Genomic DNA, 24,496 nt, shown 5'->3' with positions numbered 1-24,496 from the left:
CATGCACCCATGGGCAGTTCTGCCCATGGGTGCATGCTCGTGACGGCGTCTAGAAGTTGCCCTCCTGCGCGCTCGACGGGTTGCCGCCGATGATGTTCACGCCCTTCCGGGTGACGTAGCCGTTCCAGCAGTCGATGATCACCGATCCGTTCGAGGGGATGTCGACGGGGAACCCCGCGTTGGTCGAGAAGACCTTCCCGTCGGCGGTGCACTCGACGCGGTACGAGCCGCCCGCGAAGTTCTTGGTGTTCAGCTTGAGGTTGTAGCAGGGTCCGCCGTTCACGCTGGTGCAGCCGTTCGTCTTCGCTTCACCTCTGGTGACCCACGCCTCGGGTACCGGCTTCGAGTCGGTCACCGCCGATGCGGACACCACGTTCGACCACTGGCCGGCCTCGTCCTTGGCCTTGACCTGGATGCTGTGCGTCTCGCTGTACCCGTTGCCGAGGTTGCGGCTGCCGCTCAGACCGAGGTCCTGCCAGCCGCCGTTGTCGAGGCTGACCAGCACCTGCACGATGTTTCGGCCGTTCGGGTTCGGCGGGGACCAGGCGACCTTGACCGACGTGCCCTGGTTCGCGGCCGAGACACCCGGGTTCCGCACCGGCCCGTACGGCCGAAGCGGGGCCGAGGACGCGGACGACGCCCCCGGTTGCGATTCCTGTCCGTTCACGACCGAGTAGGCCCTGACCCGGACCGTGTAACTGGCGCCGTTGGCCGCATTGATGCGCGTCCCGTCCCAACTGCGGCTCCACGCGGCGCCGTTGAGGGAGTATTCGTAACGCACTTCTCCGCTTGCCGCGTTCGCCCCGTTGGTGTCTGCGACGCTGTATGTCACGGTGACGTAGCCGTCGTGCTCCTGCGCCCCGGTGATGGTCGGCGCACCCGGGCTGCCGAACGCGCGCTGCGGTGCCGACGCGGGACTCTGCGCGCTCCAGCCGGCTTTGTTGCGGGCGAGCACGGCGTATGTGTAGTCGGCCGTCGACGTCGCCACGGTCACGGTCTGGCTGAGCTGGGTTCCGGGGATGCCGGTGACGCGGTTCACGACGCTTCCGCCGCGCATCACGATGAGCTGGTACTCCGCGATCGCGTCGCCGTTCTGAGGCGCGGCGCCCCAGGTCACGGTCATCTGCGCCTGGTTGCCGACCGACGGCGCGCTGTGCGCCGCGGGCGCGGCCACTGTGCCCGGAACTCCGGCCGGGATCTCTGCGGCCGACCACCCGCTCCAGCTGGACGGCTCAGGCGCTCGGTTGACGGCCTGCACGCGAACCTGGTAGTTCGCGCCGTTCTCCAGTCCGTCCCAGGTGAGCGAGTTGCCGGTCACGCCGGTCTTCTGAGCGATTCCCGATGGCGGGGCCGGCGAGATTTCGAGCGTGTACGACTCCACCGGCGAACCAGGCGTGGTCGGCGTCACCCAGGAGACCTTGAGGCTCTTGTCGCCGAACACGAGCTTGGGCGGCTGCGGGGTGTCGGGGCGCGCATCGGGGCGGGCCACAGCCGAGGTCGCCGAGGGCTTGCCATCGCCGACGCGGTTGGTCGCCACGACCTGGAACACGTACTCGACGTTGTTCGTGAGCCCGTCGAGCGTGCACGTCGTCGAGGTGCACTTCTTCGTGTAGTTGCCCGCGACGGAGGTCACGGTGTACGAGGTGATCTCGGCGCCGTTGTTCGCCGGCGGCGACCAGGAGAGCACCACGGTGCGGTCCTGCACGCTCGACACCGTCGGGGTGCCGGGCGCCTCCGGCACACCCTGCACCGTCACGACGATGCGACCGTCGACCTCGCGGTCGGCATCCTTCGTCGCATCCTGGATGCGGTAGCGCACCACCATGGTCCCGACGAAGCTGGCATCGGGTGTGATCTTCACCTCGCTCGCGGTGAACGACACCGCGCCCGATCCCGTCTCGGACACGGCGGAGACGACCTTCAGCGGTGTCTCGGGGAACGGATTCACGTCGTTGTCGAGCACGGGCACCGTGATGGACTTGCCCTGATCGGCTTCGGGGACGGTGTCGGTGTTCGCCGTCGGCAGCGATCTGGTGGACGCGGCGACCAGCACCGCCACCGAGCCCTCGACAGGCTCGGTCGTTCCGTCGTCGATGCGCAGCTGCACGGTCGCGCTCGTCCCCTTGGGCGTGCTCGAATCGGCTTCGACGAGCAGCTTCGTGCCGTCGATGCGCGCCTTCACGCCGCCGCTCGGCTGACCGCTGACGGTGAAGCTGATGTTGTCCGCGTCCTCGGGATCGGGGTCGGTCGTGAGGGCGGCGAGATCCAGAGTCGTGGCCGGCTCTCCGGGGGCCACCTCGACCTGGCCGTTCACGAACACCGGCTGCTGGTTCTCCGGCGGCAGCACCGTGATGGGGATCGTGATGGTCGCCTTCCGACCCTCGGGATCGTCCGGACCGGTGCCGTCGGTGACCTCGAATGTCAGCGCGTCCTTGCCGAAGTACCCCGGCTTCGACGTGTAGACGAGGGTCGACTGGTCCTTGATGAGCGGCGCTCCGTCGGCGTTCACCGCGCTCACCTTCGCCGCCTCGGTGATCACGACGTCGCCACCGCCGGCGACCGTGACGTACTTCGACAGCGGAAGCTCGATCGTCTCGCCGCTCTTGACCACGACCGGCTTCGTGGACGTCGGCGTCGGGCGCAGTTCGCTCAGCGCCGGGACGAAGAGGAAGGCGGAAGCCGCCTGGTCGTCCTGATCGGTGATCGTGTAGCGGATGAGCTGACGCTCCGCGCCGACGGTCACCCTGATGGAGCGGTCGTCCTGCACGACGCCGCCGGATTCGACCGACAGATCGAGCGCGTCGACGGTGCCGTCCGGGTCCTCGTCGTTCTTGAGCACATCGACGTCGACGCGCAGGCTCTCCTTCGCGTCGGCCGCGACCACGCGATCGTCGCGCGCCGTCGGCACCTTCAGCGGCACGTCCTCGTCGACGGTGATCTGCAGCACGGCCGTCGCCGTGGCTCCCCTGGCATCGCGGATCGTGTACTGGATCGACGTGTCCATCGACGTGTTCGGCGCCTTCACCACGACACGGTCGCCCGACACGCTGGCCTCGACACCGGCATCGGGAGCGATCTCCAGCCCCTTCTTGACCAGCGAGATCGCATCGCCTTCGGGGTCGGAGTCGTTCGCGAGCACGGGAACGGCGATCGTCCGGCCCGGCCGCACGACCACCGTGTCCTTGACCGCGTAGGGCGCCTGGTTCGCCGCGTCTCCCGGCGCGATGCCGACCCTGATCGTCGCCACGCCTTCCTTGCCGAGGCGATCGCGCACGCGATAGGTGAACGAATCGACTCCGGTCGCATCCTCGAAGGCCTCGTACACGAGGTAGTTGCTGCCCACCTCGGCGACCTGGCCCTTCCCCGGTGCGCTCTCCTGACCGATGAGCTCCACGGAGTCACCGTCCGCGTCGATGCCGTCGAGCGGAACCGCGATGCGCACGGTCGACCCGCTGAGCGCGCGCACGGTGAGGTCCCTCGGCTTCGGGGCGGAGTTCGCCTCCTCGTCGATCGCGCGGACCTGGATCGTGATGTATCCGGCATCCTTCTGGCCCGCCGAGTCCACCGCCTGATAGGTCACGTAGACGGTTCCGGGTGTGTCGGACGCACGGAACCGCACGAAGTCCTGCGAGACGAAGGCTTCGCCGTCCTTCGGATCGACCAGCGGCTCGACCAGTTCGGGATCGACGTGGAGCACATCGCCGTTGGGATGCGTGTCGTTGTCGAGCACCGGAATCGTGACCACGTCGCCGGCGCGGACCACGACCTCATCGTCGTTGGCGACGGGCGGCATCAGCTGCGCCGGCCGAGGGATCGGGATCACGATCACGTCTCCCTCGGCGGTCTGCGTGCCGTTGGAGATGCGGTAGCTGATGCGCACCTGCTCATCGAGGGCACCCTGGTCGCCGATGCGCAGAGTCTCGTGATTCAGCACGGAGACCGAGATGCCGCTGTGCGGCGGCACCGTGACCGACTGGACCACGAGGATGCCGCCCGAGGGCTCCGTGTCGTTGCCGAGCACGCCGACGAGGACCTCGCCGCCCGACGGCAGCAGCGCGACGTCGCGCACCGCGATCGGCGGCAGCGCGGTCTCGGAGGGCGGCATCACATCGACTCTGACCAGACCCGGCACCGCGTTGGGACCCGCGCTGACGAGGTACTGGGCGTAGTAGACGCCTGCGGCATCCGAGCGGAACGTGAAGGAATCGTTCTGGAAGTCGGAAACGATGGTCGCTCCCGCCACCTCGTCGACCCTGACGAGACGCAGCGGCTCTCGCCCTGAGCTCGTGTCGTTGACAAGGGGCGCGACGGCGATGGTCTCACCGACGCGGGTCACGACGTGATCGGCGTTCGTCTTCGGGAGCGTGGACCCCGCCGGTCGGACGTCGAGCCGCAGCGTGCCCGTGGTGGTCTCGCCGAGTCCGTCGGACACCACGATCTGGATATCCTTGCGCCCCTGCAGGCTGGCGACCGCGCGATAGGTGACCTGGCCGTCGGTCGTGAAGTCGACCTCGTCTCCCGGGGCGGCGATCACGTCCTGCAGATACATGTCGTCGCCGTCGGGGTCGAGCCAGTCGGGCAGCACGTTGTACGAGACGGCGCCCCCTTCTTCGACGGCGAGCGCGGTCGTGCGCTGCTGCCCGGGCGCGCCGTTGACATCCCACCCGTGCACCGAGAGCTGCACCGTCGCCGACGCTTTGCCTCCTCGCCCGTCGTCGATGTCGTACTCGAACGATCCGCCGCCCGTGGTGTCTTCGTCGACCGCGATCTGCAGGGCGCCGCCGTTGTTCACGGGCTGCACGTCGCCGAGCGCGGGCTGGCTCTGCGCGAGCGCGGCGACGAGCACGTCGCCGTCGGCGTCGGTGTCGTTGTCGAGCACCGGGAGCATCGTCGTGCGTCCAGGACGGACGCCGAAGTCGTCGTCCTCAGCGACGGGGACCGTGTTCTGCTCACTGCGCTCGGGGAGTGTGGTCTCCACCGTCTCCTCGGTGGTGTCCTCCTGGTTCTCCGACTCGCCCTCAGGAGGGACGATGTCGTCCCAGTTGTCGACCCGCTGCAGACTCTGGTTGGGCAGCCATGCCGCTCCGCCGACGGTGTCGTTCAGCACGATCACGTCCCGGTTCACACGGAAGACCAGGCGCTTCGAGCCCTCGGCATCCGGGATCTGCTGGTTCACGTCGTTCGTGTCGCCCTCGCACTCCCGCACGAAGGTCGCCGATCCGGCCCAGGCGCCGTAGGCGCAGCCGCGGAGCCACACCGGCGCCGCCGGCGCCCCCGTGCCGCCGACATCCGTCGTCGTCGGCTCGCGGCCGTCGAGCGGGATGCTCAGAAGCGAGGATGCCGTGGCCACGGACACCGAGCCCGTCTGCGCCGACGGCTGCTGCAGCACCGCGCCATCGGCGTCGGGGATCTCGGTGCGGATGCCGCCGGGGGCGAGGACGACCCCCGCCGCGGAATCCAGCACCACGGGAGTGCTGCCGACCGCGGTGATCGACGCCGTCTCGGAATCGTCGATCTCTCCGATGGAGGACGTGGAGGGCTCCAGCCCCTCGCCTTCGTTGTCGACGGGAACCGTGACGACCTCGCCGCGCGCCGAGGAGAGCCCGAACACGGTGCCGTCCTTCGCCACCGTGACGTCGGCGTCCGCGCCGAGTTCAGCAGTGGGATCGGCGGCCTTGATCTCGAACGACGAGAGCCCCTTGATCGGCACGACCCACAGATCGCCGGATTTGCGGTCCAGGACGGCAGCGGTCTGATTCCCGAGCGCGACCTTCGCCGAGCCGGGGATCGCGGTCGAATCCGCCAGTGTGACGTGCGCGGGGTCGACGACCGTCGCGGTGGCGGCGTCGGTGTCGACGACGACGACGTTCGCGGCATCCTGAAGGATGTCGAAGCTGTCGGTGCCGTTGCGCAGCCCGCCGTCGAGAAGTGCGGACTCGTAGTTGAAATGCCCGACGAGCAGGCTCGAGGTCTTGGTGATCCACACGCCGCCGTCGTTCAGGTCGACCTTGGTGGTGGGATTGCCCTGGTAGGAGAAGGCCAACGTGGTGATCGCGACGACGCCTGCGACGACGCCCGCCGCCGACGCCAGCGTCTTCGGCCGCGCGCGCATTCGCGAAAAGACCTTCATCTGGTGATACTCCCCCGGGGTTGTTGCTCGCCGCGCCGGCTCCGAGCCGACGACGCACCCGGCGAGTCTAGTTGTCGCGGACTGAACCGACGATGGGCAGACCTGCCCATCCCGCCCTCAGTCGCGGAGGAACGGGAGCGCGAGCACCGGGCGGTGCACAGCACGGTCGGAGACCACGCACCCGCGGATCATGGTGACCAGGCAGTAGACCCCGATGCCGAGCAGAAGGAGCACCGGGATGCCGATCCAGCCCGACGGCGCACTCCGATAGGCGCCGTACGACTCCTCATATGAAGAGATCGACGTCGCGATGCCGACGATCACGATCAGCGCATACGAGACGATCACGTACAGCAGGAAGCTGAGGGCCCAGTTCGCCGCCCAGCGCGCGTTCTCGCGGACGATCGGGAGGGGTGATCGACGCGCGCTCGAGCGTTGCACGAGCGAGACGATCACCGTCACGAGGGCGCCGACGTAGGGCACGAAGACGAGGAACTGCAGGCCCCAGAACTTTCGACCGCTGGGCACGACGTAGCCGTATGCGGGATAGCCGGGCGAGATCGGGTATCCGCCTTGCGCCATCGGGTAGCCCTGCGGCGTCGGGTAGCCCTGGGCGGGGTATCCGCCCTGTGCGCTCGGGTAACCCGGCGCCGGGTAGCCGCCCTGCGCGTTGGGGTAGCTCGGCGCGGGGTAGCCGCCCTGCGCCGTCGGGTAGCCCGGTGCGGGTGCCGGATGCAGAGGTGCGGGGCCGGCGGAGTGGCCGGGGTTCAGAGGAGCGAGCGGCAGGCTCTGCCCCGGTGGCACCGCGGGAGGAGCCGTCGGCTCGTAGGCGGATGCCGATCTCGGCTGCTGCGGATACTGCGCGTCGGACATGACTCTCCCCCGGCCAGTCGGGCTCCCCCTGAGTCCCGACGCTCCCATCCTCGCACGATCGAGGGCGCGCGATTCCGTCGCGTGGGAAGGCAGCCGCAGAGGCGCTCGAGCTCCGGTCCGAACTGCTGATGGATGAGGGGACACAGGCGACTGCCCCCTTCCTTTATTCGTACTTATGTTCTAAACTTGAGGCATGACCTCCCTGGATGACGAGTTCGCGTTGCGGCAGACGCTGCTCGACGACTGGCTCGAGGCGCGCCGCCAGATCGCGGTCTTGGAGGCGCGGGCGTCCGATCTTCTTGCCGCCCGGTTGCGGGTGTACGACGCGGACGTGCAGGGTGACGGGTTCCACCGTGACGCGATGCACCGGTCGATGATCGCGGAGTACTCCGCCTCCGGCCGCATCGCGCAGGGCACAGTCGAGCGGGCGTTCGTCGACGCGTTCTTCCTTCAGCGGGACTACCCCGAGGTCGTGGCATCCTTCACGCGCGGACAGGTGACGGCGGCGCACGTGCACGAGATCATCTCGGCCGGGTTCGCTGTGCGCGACGCGATCGACGACGGGCGAGCGGATGCGGGCCTGCATCACATGTACGAGGCGGCCGCTCTCCTCGTCGCCGAAACCGCGACCCCGGCGCGAACGAAGGCACAGGTGCGTCAGATCGCAGCCGCCCTTGCCGGCGTCGGCGTCACCGAGCGGCATCGGCGCGCGCAGAGCGAGCGGACCGTGACGATGACGAGCGTGGGCGACGGTCTCGCGCTGCTGCAGCTCGTGCTGCCCGAGCACCTCGCAGTCGCGATCCTCGACCGACTGACTCAGGTCGCTCAGCATCTGATGAGCACCCTTGACGACTCCGACCCGGTGCTCGACCTCGACGTCCTCGACCGCGGTGACGACCCTGTGCGCCCAGAGAACCTCGACGCCGCCGACCCTGGCTGGGACGACATGGCCATCTTCGGCGAGTCCGACACGTTCACCACCGACCCGCTCGTTGACCCCCTCACCGACGACGCGTCACCCGACTGGGAGCATCCTCGGATCGATGACCGCGGAATCGACGCGGTGCGCGCCGATCTCGCCACCGACCTCCTCCTCGGCGCCGCCCCGACCACCGTGACCGGCACGGCGATCGAGAACATTCGCGGGCGGGTGCAGGTCACCCTGTCTGCGACGACCCTCGCCGACCACGACGACCGCCCCGCGGAGCTCGACGGGCACGGGCCCCTGCAGCCCGACGCCGCCCGCGACTTCGCCGGGCACGCCGACACCTGGTCGCGACTGTTCCTCTCCCCGACCGGGATGCTCGTCGAGACCGACGCGTACACACCGACCGCCGCGATGAAACGGTTCCTGCGTGCCCGCGACCCGCATTGCCGATTCCCCGGATGCCGGATGCCGGTGCACCGCTGCCAGATCGACCACAATCACGACCATGCTCTCGGCGGCAGAACCCGGCTCGACAACCTCTCGGCGTTCTGCGTCGGCCATCACACTCTGAAACACCCCGACCTCGATGAGCGGCACCGATGGACAGCGCGGCAGCTCCCCGGCGGAGAAGTGCAGTGGACCAGCCCTCTCGGTCGCGCGTACGTCGACCCGCCGCCCCGGCGAGTGATGTTCGTCTGACCGATCACGCACCGGGTTCAGCGTTCACGCTATGGCGCGGGGGGCACCCTCCCTCGGCGCGCCGAGCGCGATTCAGAGGAAGCACGATTCGGGGGAAGCGCGATCAGAGGAGGACGCTGAATCCGAGGAGCACCAGGCCGACGGCCGACACGACGCAGGCCCCCGACACGGCAGCGACGGCATACAGGCTGCGCCGGCGTGCGGCCTTCGCCACCGAGACCCTGTCGGCGTCGATCACGCGGGTCGGAGCGATGTCTCCAGGAGACGCAGGAGGACGGTGCGGTGTGCGCGGCGCTGCACGAGGCTTGTAGATGGCCGGGGGCTTCTCCACTTCGGCAGCCGGAGGACGGCTCACGGTGTCGTAGAGCTCTTCGTCGTCCTTTGCGCGCTCCGGTGGAGCATCCGTCCGTCGGCGCCTCTCGACCGCGACCGTGCGGTCCTCGACGGAAACCTCGTCAGCCGTCAGATCTGGTCGACGCCGCCGCTCCACCGCGACGGTGCGATCGTCGATCATGTGCGTGTGTTCATCGAGGTCGTCGTCGGACTCGGAATCGTCTGCGCCGCCGCGACGCCGACGACCCATCACGACGGTGTGATCCTCGACCAGGGGCGAATCCTCGTCGACGTCGTCATCGGACTCGGAATCCACGGCACGCCGGCGTCGACCCATCACCACCGTGCGGTCCTCGACCATCGGCGAATCCTCGTCGACGTCGTCATCGGACTCCGCATCCACGGCACGCCGGCGTCGACCCATCACGACGGTGCGGTCCTCGACCATCGGCGAATCCTCGTCGGCGCCGTCCCCTGCGACGGCCTCGGTGCCGGCATCCGCTGGGATCGGCCCCTCGCCCGCCTGGCTGCGCCGACGCACCCGGCGGGTGAGTCTCACCGTCGCCTCGGGGATGTCGTCGTCGGAGTCCATCAGCCGCGCCTCCTCACGGGGACCGTGGTGCCTTCGAGCATGGTCGACGTGTGCACCGCCGAGGAGGACTGGCGGCTGTCGGTGGAGTCCTGCAGACCGCCCGCTATTCCGCCCGAGACGACGTCGACCACGACGACCGAGATGTTGTCGCGCCCACCCGCCTGCTTGGCCCGGCGCACGAGAGCGGCAGCCGCGGTCTCGGGACGTCCGCACATGGTCAGAGTCGCCCTGATGCCCTCGTCGCTGACCTCGCCGCTCAGCCCGTCGGAGCAGATCAGCAGCCGCTCGCCGTTCACGACCGGCACCAGCCAGCTGTCGGCCATGTTGTCGTCGGCGCCGATCGCCCGTGTGATGACATTGCGCTGCGGAAAGGTCGCGAGATCCTCAGCACGCAGCTCGCCCGCGTCGACGAGCTCCTGACCCAGCGAATGGTCGATCGTGAGCTGCTCGAGCTCGTTGCCGTGATGACGATAGACACGCGAATCGCCGACGTTGAACACCAGCCAGTGCGGCACCTCCTCGTACTCGACGAGGGCGACGGCCGCGACCGTGCTTCCGGCGCCGCGCGAATGCTGGGCCGAGATCGTCGACACCGCCTCGTTCGCGCGGGCGAGTGCGGCGCCGATCTCGGCCGTCGACACCCGCGTGCCTGCCAGCGGCGCGAATGCGGCGACCACGGCCTGGCTGGCCTTGTCTCCTGCCGCGTGCCCGCCCATGCCATCGGCGACGAGGAAGACGGGCGACTCTGCGAACACCGAGTCCTCGTTGACGGCGCGCTTCAAGCCGAGATCGCTGAGCGCTGCGACGTTGAGGACGACGGATGCGAGTGTCACGAACCGGACTCCACCGCGACGTGCATGCCGACTTCACCGAGCACGAACCGCCCGGCTCCGGTCACGCTCTCACCGGCGTCGAGCAGGGTCTCGGCGCCGTCATCGGCGACGACCACGACGCCGTTGGTCGAGTGCAGGTCGGTGAGACGCCACTCTTCGCCCTGCACGACGAGACGCGCGTGAGTCTTCGACAGAGTGCGCGTCTTGTCGGGGATCGACAGACGCTGCTCGCCCGGATCGCCCTCGGGGTTGCGGCCGATCACGATGCTCGTCGCCGAGAGGGCGAAGGTGCGCCCGTCGTCGAGAACGAGCACCCGACGAGGACCGCGGCTGCGATGCACGACGACCGTCGCCTCGATGTCGTCATCAGCGGTCGCGGGTTCGGGCGCCGCCGCGGCGACGGGAACCTGGGGCTCGGGAACCGGCAGCACCACCGGGACGGGCTTGATCGACGCCGCACGGTCGGCGCGGGTTCCCAGGCCCGAGCCGCGAAGACGCTGCGGCTCGGCGAAGGGATCGGATGCCGGGGCTTCGGGAGCGCCCTCAGCGGCGGGCTCCGGCGCCACCGGCGGCTCGTCGCTGGCGGCGCCGCCGTCGTATGCGGGCGGAGCAGGCGCCTCGGCTGCGGAGGGGACCGGCCCGAGAGCGGCCGAGGGAGCTGACGCGTCGGGGGCCGCCGGTGATTCGGGCGGAATGGGTGCGGATACCAGCGGCTCCTGTTGCGGCGCCGCGGGGGGAGGCGGCGTCGCGCCGGGATCGGCAGGCTGAGCGACGCCAGCCGGCTCAGCGGGTGCGACCGGCTGTGCCGGCGCGATCGGCTGGGCGGACGCGACCGGCTGAGCGGGTGCGACGGACTCTGCGGGCGGCGCCGGAGTCTCGAACGGGGCAGGCCAGGCGGGCTGGGCCGGAGCCGGATCGGCGGGAGCCGGGTGGGCCGGAGCCGCGGGCGAGGCCGGCCAGGTCGGCTCAGCAGGAGCAGGCTCAGCAGGAGCAGGCTCAGCAGGAACCGGGAAGTACGGATCATGCGGAGCGACCGGCTGCACGGGCGAGACGGGCGGCGTCGGCTCGGCGGGCTGAACCGGCGCAGGAGGCGGGGCCGGCTGAGACGGTTCCACCGGCTGATACTGCACGCTGGGCTCGACGGGCTGCACAGGCTCCACCGGCGCCGCCGGAGCAGCAGGCTCCACCGGCACGACGGGCTTCTGCGGCTCGGCTTCGACCGTTGCGGACGGCACGTGGGGGGCGACGCCGGGCACGGAGTCGATCAGGCCCTGTGAAATGGGCAGAGGCGCCGGCTGCGGGGGAGCCGGCTGCTCGAAGGCGGGAGACGGAAGCCCGGTGGCCGCATCGACCGTCGAGGCGCTCGTGCGGTTCAGCGCCGGGATGGTCACATCAGGCGCAGCGGCATCCGAATACCTCGGATCGACGTAGGCCGCCGGACCGGATCCCGGTGCCGGTGGCTGCGGAACGAAGCCCTGCGGGGCGAATGCGCCCGGCGCCGCGGGCTGCGCCGGTGCGAAAGAGCCCGGAGCGGGTGCGAAGGATGCGGGACCAGGAGCGGCGCCCGCATGCGGGATCGGCGCGGCGAGGAAGCCCTGGCCTGAGGGCGCGCCGGCGGCGCGCGCAGCATCCGTTCCCACCCGACGAGGACCGTGCAGGCCCGCGAGCCGGTCGCCCTCGGGATACGGCGGGGCGCCCCACGCGAGCAGCGTCGCCCACACCGGCGGCAGCAGCACCGCGAGCACGGTGAATCCCGCACCGCGGCCGAACCGCTTGTTGATGTCGTGGGTCGCGAGAACCTTGAGGTACAGACCGTACAGCTGAACGATCGGAATGAAGTAGAACACGACGTTCCAGGCGGGCCGACCGCCGATCTGCAGGATCGTCGCCTCGTTGAGAACGGGAACCCAACCCTTCCAGGCGTCCTGCTCGAGCTTCGGGAAGAGCTTCGACAGGGCGAACGCGTACCAGACGTACACGCCGAGCCCGATGAGTGCGGTCACGCCCGTGACGACGGCCGATGCCGCGACGAGGTCGGGGGCAGTGACCTCTGCCAGGAACCTGGGGTCTGCGACCGCGATCATGCGTCCTCCTCCTGCCGGCGGGGACCGGCCAATGCGAGCGTACCGAGTGCCAGGTGGCGGCTCCCGAACGCGATCCTCCGTGTCGGCGCGATCCTGGCTACGAACGACCTCAGGCGCAGCCGTGACCGCAGAGCGGCCCATCGGCTCTGCTCGGCGCGCAGCGCCTCGCGTTCCTCGTCGACGACGCTCCAGGCGTGATCGGCGTCGTCCTCACCGGGCGGATGCGCGGCGAAGACGGCCTGGTCGACGGCTCGTGCGAGACGCTCTGCGGCGGGACGCTCGACGGTGCGGGCGCTCTGCACCCTGGTGCCCTCGGTCGAGATCGGGATCTCGTGGTCGAGATACACGTCGGTGAGCTCTTCCCACGCTCCCACCAGACGCACTTCCGGGTCCGCCGCGGTGCGACGAGCTTTGCTGCGCAGAGCCTTGACCACGAGCACCACGATCAGCGGAAGCAGCAGCAGAGCGAGCGCGAGCAGGCTGAGGCCGACGATGCGCGCGATGAACAGCACGACCGCGAGCGCGTCGGAGGCGACCGGCTCGGGCGGCACCTCTCCGTCATGCGAGTCGCTCTGCGCCTGCGGCGGGTCGAGAGCCTCCGAATGCGGCTGCTCGGGCACCGTCGGGTGCTCGGGCAGCTGCTCGCCCTCCGTGATCAGACTCGGAAGCTGCGAGTACTGCGGCGTGACGTCGACCGCGGCCCATTCTCCGCCTGACGCGCGTACCTCGACCCAGGCGGTCATGTTCGCCCCTGTGCACTCGGTGTCGCAGGCGGGCACACCCGGCACCTCGTCAGCCGCGGGGAGGCGTGCGCCGAGGACGACGCGCGATTCGAGACCCCACAGCTGCGCGAGCAGGGCGGCCGCGGTGGCGAACTGCTCGTCGTCGCCGACGGCCGCCACGAGCATCTCGGGCGTCGCATCGGCGCCGGCCCTGCGCTGCTGTTCGACCAACGATGTGAAGAGCTCCTCGATCCGCGCCGTGGAGTGTCCGGCGTAGCTGGGGGCGAACGAGTAGCCCTCCGACGCCTTCAGTGCGGCGATCCACGTCGCCGCCGCCTCGTCGTCGAGCAGTGCGTGCGAGAGATAGCCGCGGGCCCGCAGCCTCTCGATCAGCTCCAGGAAACCGGCTCCGGTGCGCGGAAGCTCCTGCATGTCCGCCCACTCCGCGAGGGCGGGATGATCATCGGCGTCGAGCAGCGACTCCCCTCCCTGCACGTCGGTCAGCGAAGCGGGCTTACCCGGGGCGTCGACGAGCACGCTGTAGCGGTCGCCCGGCACGAGACCTGCTCCCGTGCCTGAGGTCTCGGCGATCGTGATCGCGGTGTCTCCGTCGGCATCCACGTGGAAGCCGTCGGCCAGTTCGTCGGCACGCGAACCCGAGAACGTGGGCGCCTGCGCGAGCCCCGATGGGGTCGGCACCCAGATCCCGCTGTACGCGTCGCCCACCGTGATGCCGAGCTGCACCCGGCCATCGCCGGGGGCCGCGGCACGCGGCAGTCGGGTGAATCGGTCGTCTGCGGCGATGTGGAAGTCCTGGCCGTCGTAGGCGTCGAGGGTCGCGATCCTGATGCGCTCGATGGCACCGGGGTCGCCGTCGATCTTCACGACCGTCTCGTCGGCGCGCTCGGCCGTGAACCACGACCGGTACTCGCTGAGAGGACTCGACTGCTGCTGCACCACGATCATCGGCTCGACCTCGTCGCGCAGCACCGAGCGATCGTGCCAGCCCGCTGCCGCAGGGGCGATCGCGAGACCGGCCACCAGCGCGACGACGATGAGCGCACCCGACAGCAGATGGCGGCGGATGCTGAGCCATACCGGAGCCGCCCGCCGCGTGATGTTGTGCGCGGCGACGGCGCGCAGCGCCCGCGCGCGCCGGAGGCGGGACGCCCCGACCAGGAAGACCAGGGCGATGACGAAGACCGCGACGCCGATGACCCACTCGCGCGGAGACGGAAGCGTGAACCCGAGCAGCACGACAGGGGCGCTGGTGCCGGTGGCGCCGAACGCGATGCCGAACACGCTCATGGCCGACACCACGATCACGGCGAACGTGGAGCGCCGGCTACTGCGGCCGAGCACGAGAAGGCTCGCGATGAAGGCGCCGAACAGCACGACGACGAGGAACGGGATGAGCACCGCCTGATACTCGCCCAGCGGCGGATTCAGCGTCAGGATCTGCTTCCAGCCCAGCACGATGCCCAGTACGGCGTCGCGCAGCCCGCCGAAGAACGCGCCCGGCGACGACAGCGCGGAGGGGATGGCGAGCGGCACGGCGACGACGACATAGGCGACCGCGGCGAGCAGCGCGGCGAGCAGCGTGCCCCAGCGCAGCACCCGGGCGACGACGGCCGCGGCGATGCCGACGAGCCCTCCCACGATGCCGACGACGATCGCGCGCGGCGCGTCGTACACGGGCCAGGCCGCGAGCGTCGCGAGCACGACGCCGGCGAAGACGTAGCCGAGGCCCCACAGGTTCAGCACGCTGAACAGGGAATCCTGCTCGCGTCGAGCCGCCGTGCCGCTCATTTCAGGACTCCGCGAGCGAGCATCTGCGGCAGGTCTCCGAGAGCGCCGAGCGTCATCACCACGAGCTCCCGCGCGCTGCGCAGGGTCGGCTCCTGGCCGAGCTCGGAGCGCACGGCGACCGCCTCCACGGCGGCCGGCAGCGAGATCGCCGCCATCCTCAGGCGATCCAGAGGCATGAGCGAACCCGTCATCAGGAACGCGATCGACAGGTCGGGGTAGGACTGGACTGTGAGCTTCGTCACGGATTCGAGGCGCATCACGTTGTCGGCGGCGTCGACGCCGCTCGTCGCATCCAAGAGCGCCTTCGGGGTCACGGTCGGCAGCGTGCTGATCGACAGCACCTCGGCTCGTGCGTGCTCGGGGATCTCGTTGCTCACGACGAACAACACGTCGCGACCCTCGGTGACGCCCTGCAGGGCGAGAGACGCCGCGGCGCTCACGGTCGTCTCGAACTCGTCATCACTGTCGTACGACGACGCGGCGAGATCGAGGATGATCGCGATCCGCGCATGGCGCGACTCCTCGTACTGCCGCACCATGAGCTTGCCGGTCTTGGCGGTCGACTTCCAGTGCACGTGGCGCTGCGAGTCACCCACCACGTACTCCCGCACGGCGTGGAACGAGAGGTCGGCGTCGACGAGCACCGAGCTCGGGGTTCCTTCGAGATCGCGGATGAGCCCCGCACTCGTGCTGGGGATGCGAACAGTCACCGGATGCACGTGGATGCGCTGCACCTCGGGCCAGCTCAACTCGCGGCGGAGGATGCCGATGGGGTCGCCGCGCGTGATGGTCATGGGGCCCACGTCGATGATGCCGCGGCGATGCGCCGCGATCGTGAGCTCCTCGCGGTGGTGCCCTTCGGGTCGCAGCAGCGGGACGTGCGCCTCGACCAGCCCCTCGCCCACCGGCACGTCGACGACGCCCGGCAGCGCGAGGCGCGAGCCGTTGTTGCGTACGTCGAGCACCGCCCCGATGTCGGTGCCGGCGACCACGCGGTCGCGGCCGAGTGCGAGTTCGATGCGGTAGTCGTGCTCACCGAGGATGAACGGGATGCAGACCACGAGCAGCACGAAGGCGATCGCCGCCACCGCCCACGCCTCGACCCAGCCGAACAGCAGACCACAGACCAGGCCCAGCACCAGGGCCGCAGAGACCAGGACGCCTGCGGCGGTGACGGTCTCGCCGATCCAGGCGTACACGCGACGAAGCATCCGTCCGGTGCGGCGCAGCATCCTGCGCGTGCCGAACACCGCGCCGCGGACCGGTCCGCGGCGCGTGCGGTCGTATCGCGTCACCGTCGACGTCCGGGTCGAGGTGCTCGTCCCGGCGGCGGTGCGCGTGATACGCGATTCGGTGCTGTAGCTCACGCAGTCCCGTTCTCACGGGGCGGTTCGACGTCGAGCAGGATCTGCCCCACGACGGCCACGGCCGTGACGCCGTCGAACTCGGCCTCCGGCTCGAGGACGAGGCGGTGCGCGAGGGCTGTGACCGCGAGGTCGCGCACGTCGTCGGGCGTCACGAAGGTGCGACCCGATTTCGCGGCCCAGGTCATCACGAGACGCGAGAGCGCCAAGGCTCCGCGCACGCTCACGCCCAGGCGCACCTCGGAGGCGCGACGGGTGGCGTCGACGATGCGCATGATGTAGTCGGAGATCAGCGGGTTCACGTACACCTCACGGGCCATCTCGGCCATCGTGAGGATCGTGTCGGTGCCGGCGATGCCCTTGAGCGGCGGCTTCACGGTCGCCGCCCCCTGCAGGATGCGCATGGTCGCGGCGTCGTCGGGGTAGCCGATCGAGGTCTTGATCATGAAGCGGTCGAGCTGCGCCTCTGGCAGGCGGTAGGTGCCGCCCTGCTCGATCGGGTTCTGGGTGGCCATCACGAGGAACGGCGATCCGACGGGGCGCGAGACGCCGTCGACCGTGACCGTGCCCTCTTCCATGACCTCAAGCAGCGCCGACTGCGTCTTCGGCGATGCGCGGTTGATCTCGTCGGCGAGCACGATGTTGGCGAAGATCGGCCCCGCGTGGAACTCGAAGGTGCCCTGCTTCTGGTCGTACACCGTGATGCCGGTGACGTCTCCGGGAAGCAGGTCGGGCGTGAACTGGATGCGCGAGCTGACGCCGTCGATCGTCTGCCCGATCGACCGCGCGAGCGCGGTCTTGCCGGTGCCGGGGAAGTCCTCGAGCAGCACGTGGCCGCCGGTCACGGCCGCGGCGAGCACCAGCTCGACGACGTGGCGCTTGCCGAGGATGGCCTGCTCGACGTTGCCGGCGAGGATCGAGAACGTCTCGGCGAACCAGGCCGCCTGCTCTTTCGCGATGGTCATGAGATCCGGGCTTCCTTTCGGATCGGATGCTGCGCGCTCAGCACAGGTTCATCCGATGTGTGATGGTCGACAGGGTGTTGTAGGCGCCGGTGAAGTCGATCTTCACGTCGTAGACGCCGATCGTGTCGGGAACGGCGGTCCTTGAGAAGCTGTACGAGCCGCTCGCGGCCGCCGAGACGTTCACCGCGCTCTGCTGGTCCACCAGCGGCAGGCAGGCGTCGAATGTCACCTTCACGGTGGTGGGGGCGGTGGCCGCCGTGATCGGCGCCGTCCCCGAGCATTTGTCGGGTTCGGAGTTGTTGCACGCCTTGACGCTGATCTGCCCCGGTGCCGAGTCCGACGAGAGGGTGAAATCGGTGCGCCAGGTGCCGTACAGCAGGTACCACGGCGTGAATTCCGCCTCGACCGTCGGCGAGTGGCGCCGAGGCCAGCCCGTAGGTGTACGTGCTGCCGTTCTGCTGCGGAGAGGTCGCCACGGAGTACGTGGTGTTGCCGCCGGGGCCGCTGACCGAAGTGAAGGTGAACACGGTGGTCGTGTTCGACTCGCCGACGCCGAAGCCGTTCGACACGCAGGCTTTGACGTTGTAGCGCTTGTACTGCTCGAGATTGCCGATCGACGGGGAGTCAGAGGCGATGCCTCCGGAGACGATCAAACCGCCGTTGCCGTCGACCGTACAGCTCACGTTGCCCGAACGCCAGGCGACGTACTTCACGGTGAGCGGCTGCGTGCTGCCGTTGCTCTGTGCGGCGATCCCCGAGACGTTGACCGACGTGTTCGACACGGGTTGCGCGCTCGGCGACCGCGGGTCGAAGTAGGGAGCGCCAGCGACCTGCACGGAGACGGGGAAGGCGCCGCCCTCGTTGCCGATGTTGCCCGCGGGCGGCTGGAACTGGCTGATCGGCACGATCGTGACCGACTGGCCGCCGGGGCTCAGCACGATGTCTGCCGTGGTCGTCGGCCCCTGACGCTGGATGATCTCGCCGGTCTCCTGCACGCGGAACGACGCCGCGTCGTTCGACGACGTGATCGACAGGGCCGCGACGCCCCGCGTGGTGTCGGTGACGCCGGGGCGATAGACGGGAGTCGCGGTGACGTTCGTCACCTCGGGGGGCGCGTATGCCCAGCTCGTGTGCGCCGAGGTCGGCGCCGAGGCCCCCACGGAGTTCACGGCGACCGCGGTGAAGCTGTGCGGTGCACCGGTGACGAGTCCGCTCACGGTGCACTGGTACACGGCGCCGGACGCCGAGCACGAGGCGTTCGCAGGGGCGCCGTCCTGCATGATCGTCACCGAGGTGACGGCGGGGTGCGCGTTCGCGGCTTCACCGAGCGGCACTTCCAGAACGACCGTGGTCCGCGTGTAGCCGACCGTCGTCACGCTGGCGGGCGCCTGCGGATAACCCTGCAGATCGAGCGTGAGCGACCCGGTGCCTGTGCGATCCTGCGCATCCGCGACGACGAACGGGAAGATGCACTGACCGCCGGGCGCCTTGCCGCCACCGGGCCAGCTCACCGAGATCGCGCGCTCTCCCGATGCGGAGGCGGTCGCGACGTCGCAGCGCGAGCCCTCGCCCAGCGAGACCAGAGTGAGGCCGGCCCCCGGCTTGCCCTGGAACGGGTCGTACTCGCCGGCCACGCCGACGACCTCGATCGAGCAGTTCGCGCTCGTCACGACGCACTGACGCGTCAGCGTCGCGCCGCGGGGAGCGTCGGGCGGTGCGATCCCGACGACGACGCGCAGGGATGCAGAGGCTCCGCCGAAGGCGGTCAGGGTCACATCCACGTCTTCACGCGTGCCCGGCTTCGCATCGGCGTTCGCGAGGATCGACACCGACGAGCCGTTCTGCGTGACCGTGAAGGAGGAGCCGGTGTAGACGACGCCGAAGTCGAGGGATTTCGGGTCGCCTTCGCGACCGCCCTCCCAGGAGGTCATGGTCGAGTACAGGTCGACGGTCTCGGTCTCACCCGGCGCCACGGTGTGCGAGATCGAGGTGAGCACGACCTGCGGGGCGGCGGGGCGGATGCCGATCGGCACCTCGACGTACGACCAGCGCTGCTGGCCCTGCAGCCGCACCTGCACGAGACAGGTGTCGGACCAGGGCGCGTCGGCGCCCGCCGAGTACTCGACCGACAGCTTTCCCTCCGCGGTGCAGCCTGCGGCGGCGCGCTGCACGGTGAACTCCCCGGTCGCGAGCTCGACCCGGTCGGACGAGGGGAGGTCGAGGTAGTCGATCACGTCGAACGCCTTGGACTTCTCCTCGTCGACCACGACGGGTGTGACCCCCGGCTTCAGCTGCACGCGCAGATCGTCGAACGGCGGGATGCGGAGGAAGCCGTAGGCGACCACCTCTCGACCGCCTTCGGCCGTGCCAGTCAGCTGGAACGGGATCAGAGCACCCTCCGCGGGCGCTTCACCGACGATACGACTGCCGTTCACGGTGAAGCCCGGCTGCTCGCCCCACAGGCTGAGCCGGAGCGACCCGGTGTCGCCCGAGGTCCACTGCACCCGGTCGGTGACGACATCGAGACCACCGTCGCCCAGCTCTCCCCTGGTGCGTGCGGTGAGAACGGTGTCGGCGACGGTGGGCTGGTCGGTCACGGCGTCTTCGGTGACCGTGACCACGACGAGGCCCTGCGAGGTGCTCTGCGTGCGGGTCGAGCGCACGGTGTAGATGTACGAGTTCGTGCCTTCGGTCTCACCCGCCCGCAGCACGACCCTGCCGTCGTCGAGCGAGGTGCTGTCGTCGATGAGCGCCTTCAGCCGCTCGAAGTCGGGGTTGCCTTCGACCTGCGGCGCGTTCGGCACGAGCTCGATCAGCTCGAGGTCGCCCTGGGCCGGGTCGAGGTCGTTGGCACGCGGGTCGAGGATGACGGGCGTCGACGAACCGGCCTGCACCCGCACGTAGTCGCTGTAGGTCACGGGAGCCGCGTCGTCGACCTTGCCGTCGAGCACGCCGATGCGCACCTGCCCCGTGCCCTCTTCGCCCCCGGGGTCGCGAACCGTGTAGTTGAACGCCACCTGGCCGCCCTCGACGCCCGCAGCGGGCGCGCGGTACACGATCGCGTCGCCGGCGGCGGTGACGGTGGCGGTTCCCTGTCCCTTGCCCGGCTGGGCGACGTCCGACAGCACGACGCTGTCGCCGTCTGCATCCATCCCGGTCGTCGGCACCGTGAGCGTGACGGTCTGCCCGCTGAGCACGCGACCGGTGAGACCGGTGGGCGTGGGTGCGCGGTTGGTCCCGGGCGGAACGACAGTCACGGTGACCGTTCCGTTGTCGGAGAGCGAGGGATTGCGCTCGAGCGAGACGGCGTAGGTGAGGCGATAGGTGCCAGGCGTGCTCGGGGCGAGATAGCGCAGGCTGTTGCCGTCGGCGAAGACCAGCTCGTCGGGCTGCCCCGAACCGATGACCTCGGGTTGCACGATGAGCGCCTCGCCGCGCGGGGCGACGTCGTTCGCAGCGACGTCGATGCGCGCGAGGGAGCCGGCCCGCACGGTGATCGCATCGGGGAAGATGATCGGACGTGTGACGGATGACGGCGGCGCGAGGAAGACCGTCACTGTGCCCTTCACCGCGGCGCCTGCGCCGTCGGCGACCGTGACACCGGCCGTGCCGATCACTCCCGACTCGCCGTTCTCGGTCGTGCCGCTCACGCGGATGCTCTCGTTGCCGACGATGCCGACGTTGAGGCGCGAGGTCGAGCTCGACGCCTCCGAGATGATCAGCACGCGTCCGCTGGTGTTCTGCACGGCTCGCAGCACGTCGACCGTGGTGTCCTCGCCCTCGCGCACGAACGCCGTGAGCGGCGCCATGGCCAGAGCCGACGAGCCGTCCACCGCCGTGATGCGGATCACCGCCGACTTCTCGGCCTGCGTCGTGACGTCCTGCGCGGTGTAGGTGACGATGTACTGGCCCGGTACGGCGACCGTGACGTCGACCGTGCCCGCAGCGGTGTTCGGCGACACCTCGAGTCCCTCGGCGGCCGCAGCGGTCTGCACGGCGTCGAGCAGACGGTACGTGCCGGATCCGCCGGAGAGGTGGTCGGCGATGTCGATCGACTGGGGCTCATCGATGCGCACGGTGAGGGCGACGGGAGCCGCCACCATCGTCGGGCTGCCGGTGACGCGCACTTCGATGGTCTTCTCGGCTGTGGCGCCGTGCGAGTCCTGCACGATGATCGTGATCGCGATCGCGGCGTCGGAGGCGTTCGGATCGGTGTGGCGGATCGCCACGCGCCCGTCAGCCATCGGCACGACCATCACGGGTGCCGCGGAGTCGGTCTCGTAGGCGTCGCTGAGGACGAACGGGTCGCCCTCGGGATCGACCCAGCCCGCGAGCGCCGAGACGATCGTGCTGCCACCGGGAAGCAGCTGAGGCGCTGGCCACTCCTGCTGGCACGCTTCGACTCCGCACCACACCGGGGCGGAGTTCACGTCGGGGCTCACCACGGTGAGGGTCACGGTCGCCGGCTCGGAGACCGCCGCTCCGTCGGTCACCGTGTAGGTGAAGCTCGTCTGCCCTGACGCCGCACGCACGTTCACGACGAGCGACTGCCCGTTGCCGACGAGCGACAGGTCGCCGAAGCCGGCATCCGCCAACGCCCCGACCGACGCCGGGTCGATCGTGAGCACGTCCTTCTTGTTCGGGTCGTGGTCGTTGAACAGCACGGGCAGGATCACCTGCTGGCCGCTGCGCACTCCGAAGGAGTCGTCGACCGCCACTGGCGGGAGCTCCTCGGCGACGTCCTCGACGACGACCGTGCCCTCCTGCTGTTCGGTCTCGTCCTCGATGGCCCACTGCTCGAGCGGGATGAGACGACCCTCGGGCGCGGTCCAGATCAGGCCGGTTCCCGCTTCGACGAGCACGGTGCGGTCGCCGTTGGTCTGCAGCACCGGCCGAATGGCTGAGGACTCGAGTGCGGCGTCCGGCACCGTCAGCGGGACTGTGTCGCCGTCGGCCCACAGGGTTCCCGAGCCGGTGTCGATCCAGGCGGCGAAGGCGTGCCCGTTCATCACGACGGGAGCTGCGGGAACGCCGTTCGCCTCGGCGATGCGCGTCGCCTTGCCGCCCGACAGCGGAACGGAGACGAGCCCGTCGGCATCGGCGATCAGGATCTCGTCGCCGGACGAGGCGCCGCTCTGCAGCAGCGCGCCCTCGCCGAGGTCGACGCTGACGGGATCGCCGCGGCCGGAGAGCCAGAGCCTGCTCTTGTCGAGCTGCAGAAGGGCCCAGGTATCGCCGACCACGGTCATGGCGAGGCCTGCGGTGCTCTTGGGTGCGGAGGAGATCTTGTCGCCGTCGCCGATGAAACGATGCTCGGTGACGTCGAAGCGGCGGACGGCCGACTCCTCGGACGAGTACAGCGCCAGGATGCCGTCGGGCGAGAGCCCGATCGCGTCGGCCGTGTAGGTGGGCTTCTCTTCGCCCTTCTTCACCTCGACCTCGGCGAACGGGTCGACGAGGGCGGTGGCGGCCTTCGCCTCGAGAGTCGTCACCGAGACCTGGCCCGTGTCGGTGCGATAAGCGACGTAGGAGCCGGCCGAGACGATCTCACGGGTGCCGACGGGAGTGGGCTGCGAGGCGAGCGGTGCGCCCTCCTCGCCAGAGTCGGAGAGGAGGTCCTGCGGATCGGCGGGATCGAGGTCCCAGCGGTGGCGGGAGCCCTGGCTGAAGAGCACGGCATCCGCCCCGCTCTGCCACACGTGCTCGGGGGAGTCGACGTCGCGCACCGTGTCGATCTCGGCGAGATCGGTGTTCACGCGTGCGTACTGACCGGAGTCGCGCATGACCCATACCGACGACTCCAGGCGCGGAACCTCCTGCGCCTGGTATCCCTGGGCGGTGACCGCGAACGTGACGACGGCCGCGAGCGACGCGAGTCCGGCGACGGCCGCGATGACGCGGCTGCGTGAACGGGGCCGCGTCTCGGTGGCTGCACGATCGCCGATCGGCATCAGATCACCCCCGTCATCATGAGCACGGCGACCCCCACGACGGCGAGCACCGCCATGCCGACTCCGGCGCCGATGAGGCCCGCGGCGAGCGGCGAGCGCTGCCTGGACGGCGCCGGCAGCTCGTCGCGTTCACGTGGCCCGCGGTCTTGACGGGCGGCGCGCACCGCTCGGCGCCCGCCTTCGTCGACGGTGGTCACGACCGGGCCGCGGGGTGCGGCATCGGAGAAGTTGACCGGCGCGGCGGCGGCCCACTCGGCAGAGGCCGCTTCGAAGGCCGTGGGGGCGGTGCCCAGGTCGTACTGCGCCCAGCGCAGCCGCTCGGCGAACTCGGCCATGGACGAGAAACGGCGAGACGGGTCGCGCTGCATGGCCGTCGAGAGCACGTCGTCGATCGCGCGCGGGAAACCGGGAACCGGCACCGGGGTGTAGTGCGCTTTGACGATGCGCTTGGTGAGCTGTGCGCGCGAGTTCGCGGAGCGGTCGTCGCTCTCGAAGGGCGTGCGACCCGCGAACAGCGTGTACAACGTGGCGGCGAGGCTCCACACCTCGCTGGCCACCGAGCCGGAGATCCGCTCCTGCAGCACTTCAGGTGCGCTCCACGGAACCGACATGGCGATGATCTCGGGGTCGCCTTCGTCGACGACCGCGGCGGCGATGCCGAAGTCCGCGAGCACGGGCGAGCCCAGCGAGCTCATCAGGACGTTCGACGGCTTGATGTCGCGGTGCAGGAGTCCGGCGCGGTGCACGGTCTCGAGGGCGCCCGCGATGCGCACGCCTGCGTCGAGCACCTCGGCGACGGGCAGCGGGCCCTTCTTGTACCGGGTGCCCATGTTGTCGGGGCAGTACTCCATGGCGATGTACGGCCGACCGTCGGACGAGATCGAGGCCTGGTAGATCGTCACGATCGCCGGATGCGCGCTGAGCCGGGCCGAGATGTCGGCCTCGACGTTGAAGTTGCGCAGCACCTCGGGGTTGACGGCATCCGCCAGCAGCACCTTGACCGCGGCTACGCGTCGAGGCAGGTCCTGCTCGTACAGGAAGACGTCGGCGAAGCCGCCGGAGCCCAGCGGGCGCACATAGCTGTACCCGGCGAGCACCGGTGGTGCCGACATGGTGCGCTTGGCCACTGCGATTCCCCTCGAGTTCGTTCACGGCGAGAGGCGCATCGACCCGATAGCGCAGTTCCCCCAACGGGGATTATATCTGTGGTCAG

At 69.8% G+C, this 24,496-nt stretch carries 11 protein-coding genes; 1 reads left to right on the top strand and 10 read right to left on the bottom strand.

The genetic code is table 11. From position 1 onward, the window contains the following. Nucleotides 1-49 precede the first annotated feature (49 nt). Together QFZ53_RS05130 and QFZ53_RS05125 are read right to left on the bottom strand one after the other, a co-directional pair. Entirely contained in the window at nucleotides 50-6,130 is a 6,081-nt protein-coding gene (locus QFZ53_RS05130) for an Ig-like domain-containing protein (protein WP_307294257.1), read from the bottom strand. A 117-nt stretch (nucleotides 6,131-6,247) separates the two neighbouring features. Continuing rightward, entirely contained in the window at nucleotides 6,248-7,003 is a 756-nt protein-coding gene (locus QFZ53_RS05125) for a DUF4870 domain-containing protein (protein WP_307294256.1), read from the bottom strand. Between the two features lie 193 nt (nucleotides 7,004-7,196). Between QFZ53_RS05125 and QFZ53_RS05120 the strand changes: the two genes are divergently transcribed. Continuing rightward, nucleotides 7,197-8,630, top strand: a complete 1,434-nt coding sequence (locus tag QFZ53_RS05120; protein WP_307294255.1) for an HNH endonuclease signature motif containing protein — start codon at nucleotides 7,197-7,199, stop codon at nucleotides 8,628-8,630. Nucleotides 8,631-8,733: 103 nt separating this feature from the next. Here the strand turns inward: QFZ53_RS05120 and QFZ53_RS05115 are convergent, their stop codons facing one another. Genes QFZ53_RS05115 through QFZ53_RS05080 form a run of 8 tightly spaced genes read right to left on the bottom strand, consistent with a single transcriptional unit; the run spans nucleotide 8,734 to nucleotide 24,410 of the window. Next, a complete protein-coding gene (locus QFZ53_RS05115; protein ID WP_307294253.1) occupies nucleotides 8,734-9,555 on the bottom strand; it encodes a hypothetical protein in 822 nt (273 codons plus the stop codon). Beyond that, the gene (locus tag QFZ53_RS05110; protein WP_292907625.1) at nucleotides 9,555-10,388 is read right to left on the bottom strand and encodes a PP2C family protein-serine/threonine phosphatase; all 834 of its coding nucleotides are present in this window, start codon (nucleotides 10,386-10,388) and stop codon (nucleotides 9,555-9,557) included. The genes QFZ53_RS05115 and QFZ53_RS05110 overlap by 1 nt, the downstream gene beginning before the upstream one ends. Beyond that, the gene (locus QFZ53_RS05105; protein ID WP_307294251.1) at nucleotides 10,385-12,472 is read right to left on the bottom strand and encodes a DUF5684 domain-containing protein; all 2,088 of its coding nucleotides are present in this window, start codon (nucleotides 12,470-12,472) and stop codon (nucleotides 10,385-10,387) included. Before QFZ53_RS05105 ends, QFZ53_RS05110 begins: the two co-directional genes overlap by 4 nt. Beyond that, complete coding sequence (locus QFZ53_RS05100; protein WP_307294248.1) at nucleotides 12,469-15,003, bottom strand: transglutaminase domain-containing protein; 2,535 nt, start codon at nucleotides 15,001-15,003, stop codon at nucleotides 12,469-12,471. Before QFZ53_RS05100 ends, QFZ53_RS05105 begins: the two co-directional genes overlap by 4 nt. Further along, nucleotides 15,000-16,370, bottom strand: a complete 1,371-nt coding sequence (locus QFZ53_RS05095; protein WP_292907619.1) for a DUF58 domain-containing protein — start codon at nucleotides 16,368-16,370, stop codon at nucleotides 15,000-15,002. Before QFZ53_RS05095 ends, QFZ53_RS05100 begins: the two co-directional genes overlap by 4 nt. Continuing rightward, nucleotides 16,367-17,332 (bottom strand): AAA family ATPase, encoded by a 966-nt coding sequence (locus QFZ53_RS05090; RefSeq protein ID WP_307294244.1) that lies wholly within the window; start codon nucleotides 17,330-17,332, stop codon nucleotides 16,367-16,369. Before QFZ53_RS05090 ends, QFZ53_RS05095 begins: the two co-directional genes overlap by 4 nt. After that, nucleotides 17,329-23,283 (bottom strand): Ig-like domain-containing protein, encoded by a 5,955-nt coding sequence (locus QFZ53_RS05085; protein WP_307294242.1) that lies wholly within the window; start codon nucleotides 23,281-23,283, stop codon nucleotides 17,329-17,331. The genes QFZ53_RS05090 and QFZ53_RS05085 overlap by 4 nt, the downstream gene beginning before the upstream one ends. Further along, the gene (locus tag QFZ53_RS05080; protein ID WP_307294239.1) at nucleotides 23,283-24,410 is read right to left on the bottom strand and encodes a serine/threonine-protein kinase; all 1,128 of its coding nucleotides are present in this window, start codon (nucleotides 24,408-24,410) and stop codon (nucleotides 23,283-23,285) included. Before QFZ53_RS05080 ends, QFZ53_RS05085 begins: the two co-directional genes overlap by 1 nt. Between the last annotated feature and the right edge of the window lie 86 nt (nucleotides 24,411-24,496).

The organism is Microbacterium natoriense (assembly GCF_030816295.1).
Classification (GTDB): domain Bacteria; phylum Actinomycetota; class Actinomycetes; order Actinomycetales; family Microbacteriaceae; genus Microbacterium; species Microbacterium natoriense_A.
Note: the sequence above shows the minus strand (reverse complement) of the source record. Positions and strands in the feature narration are given on the sequence as shown.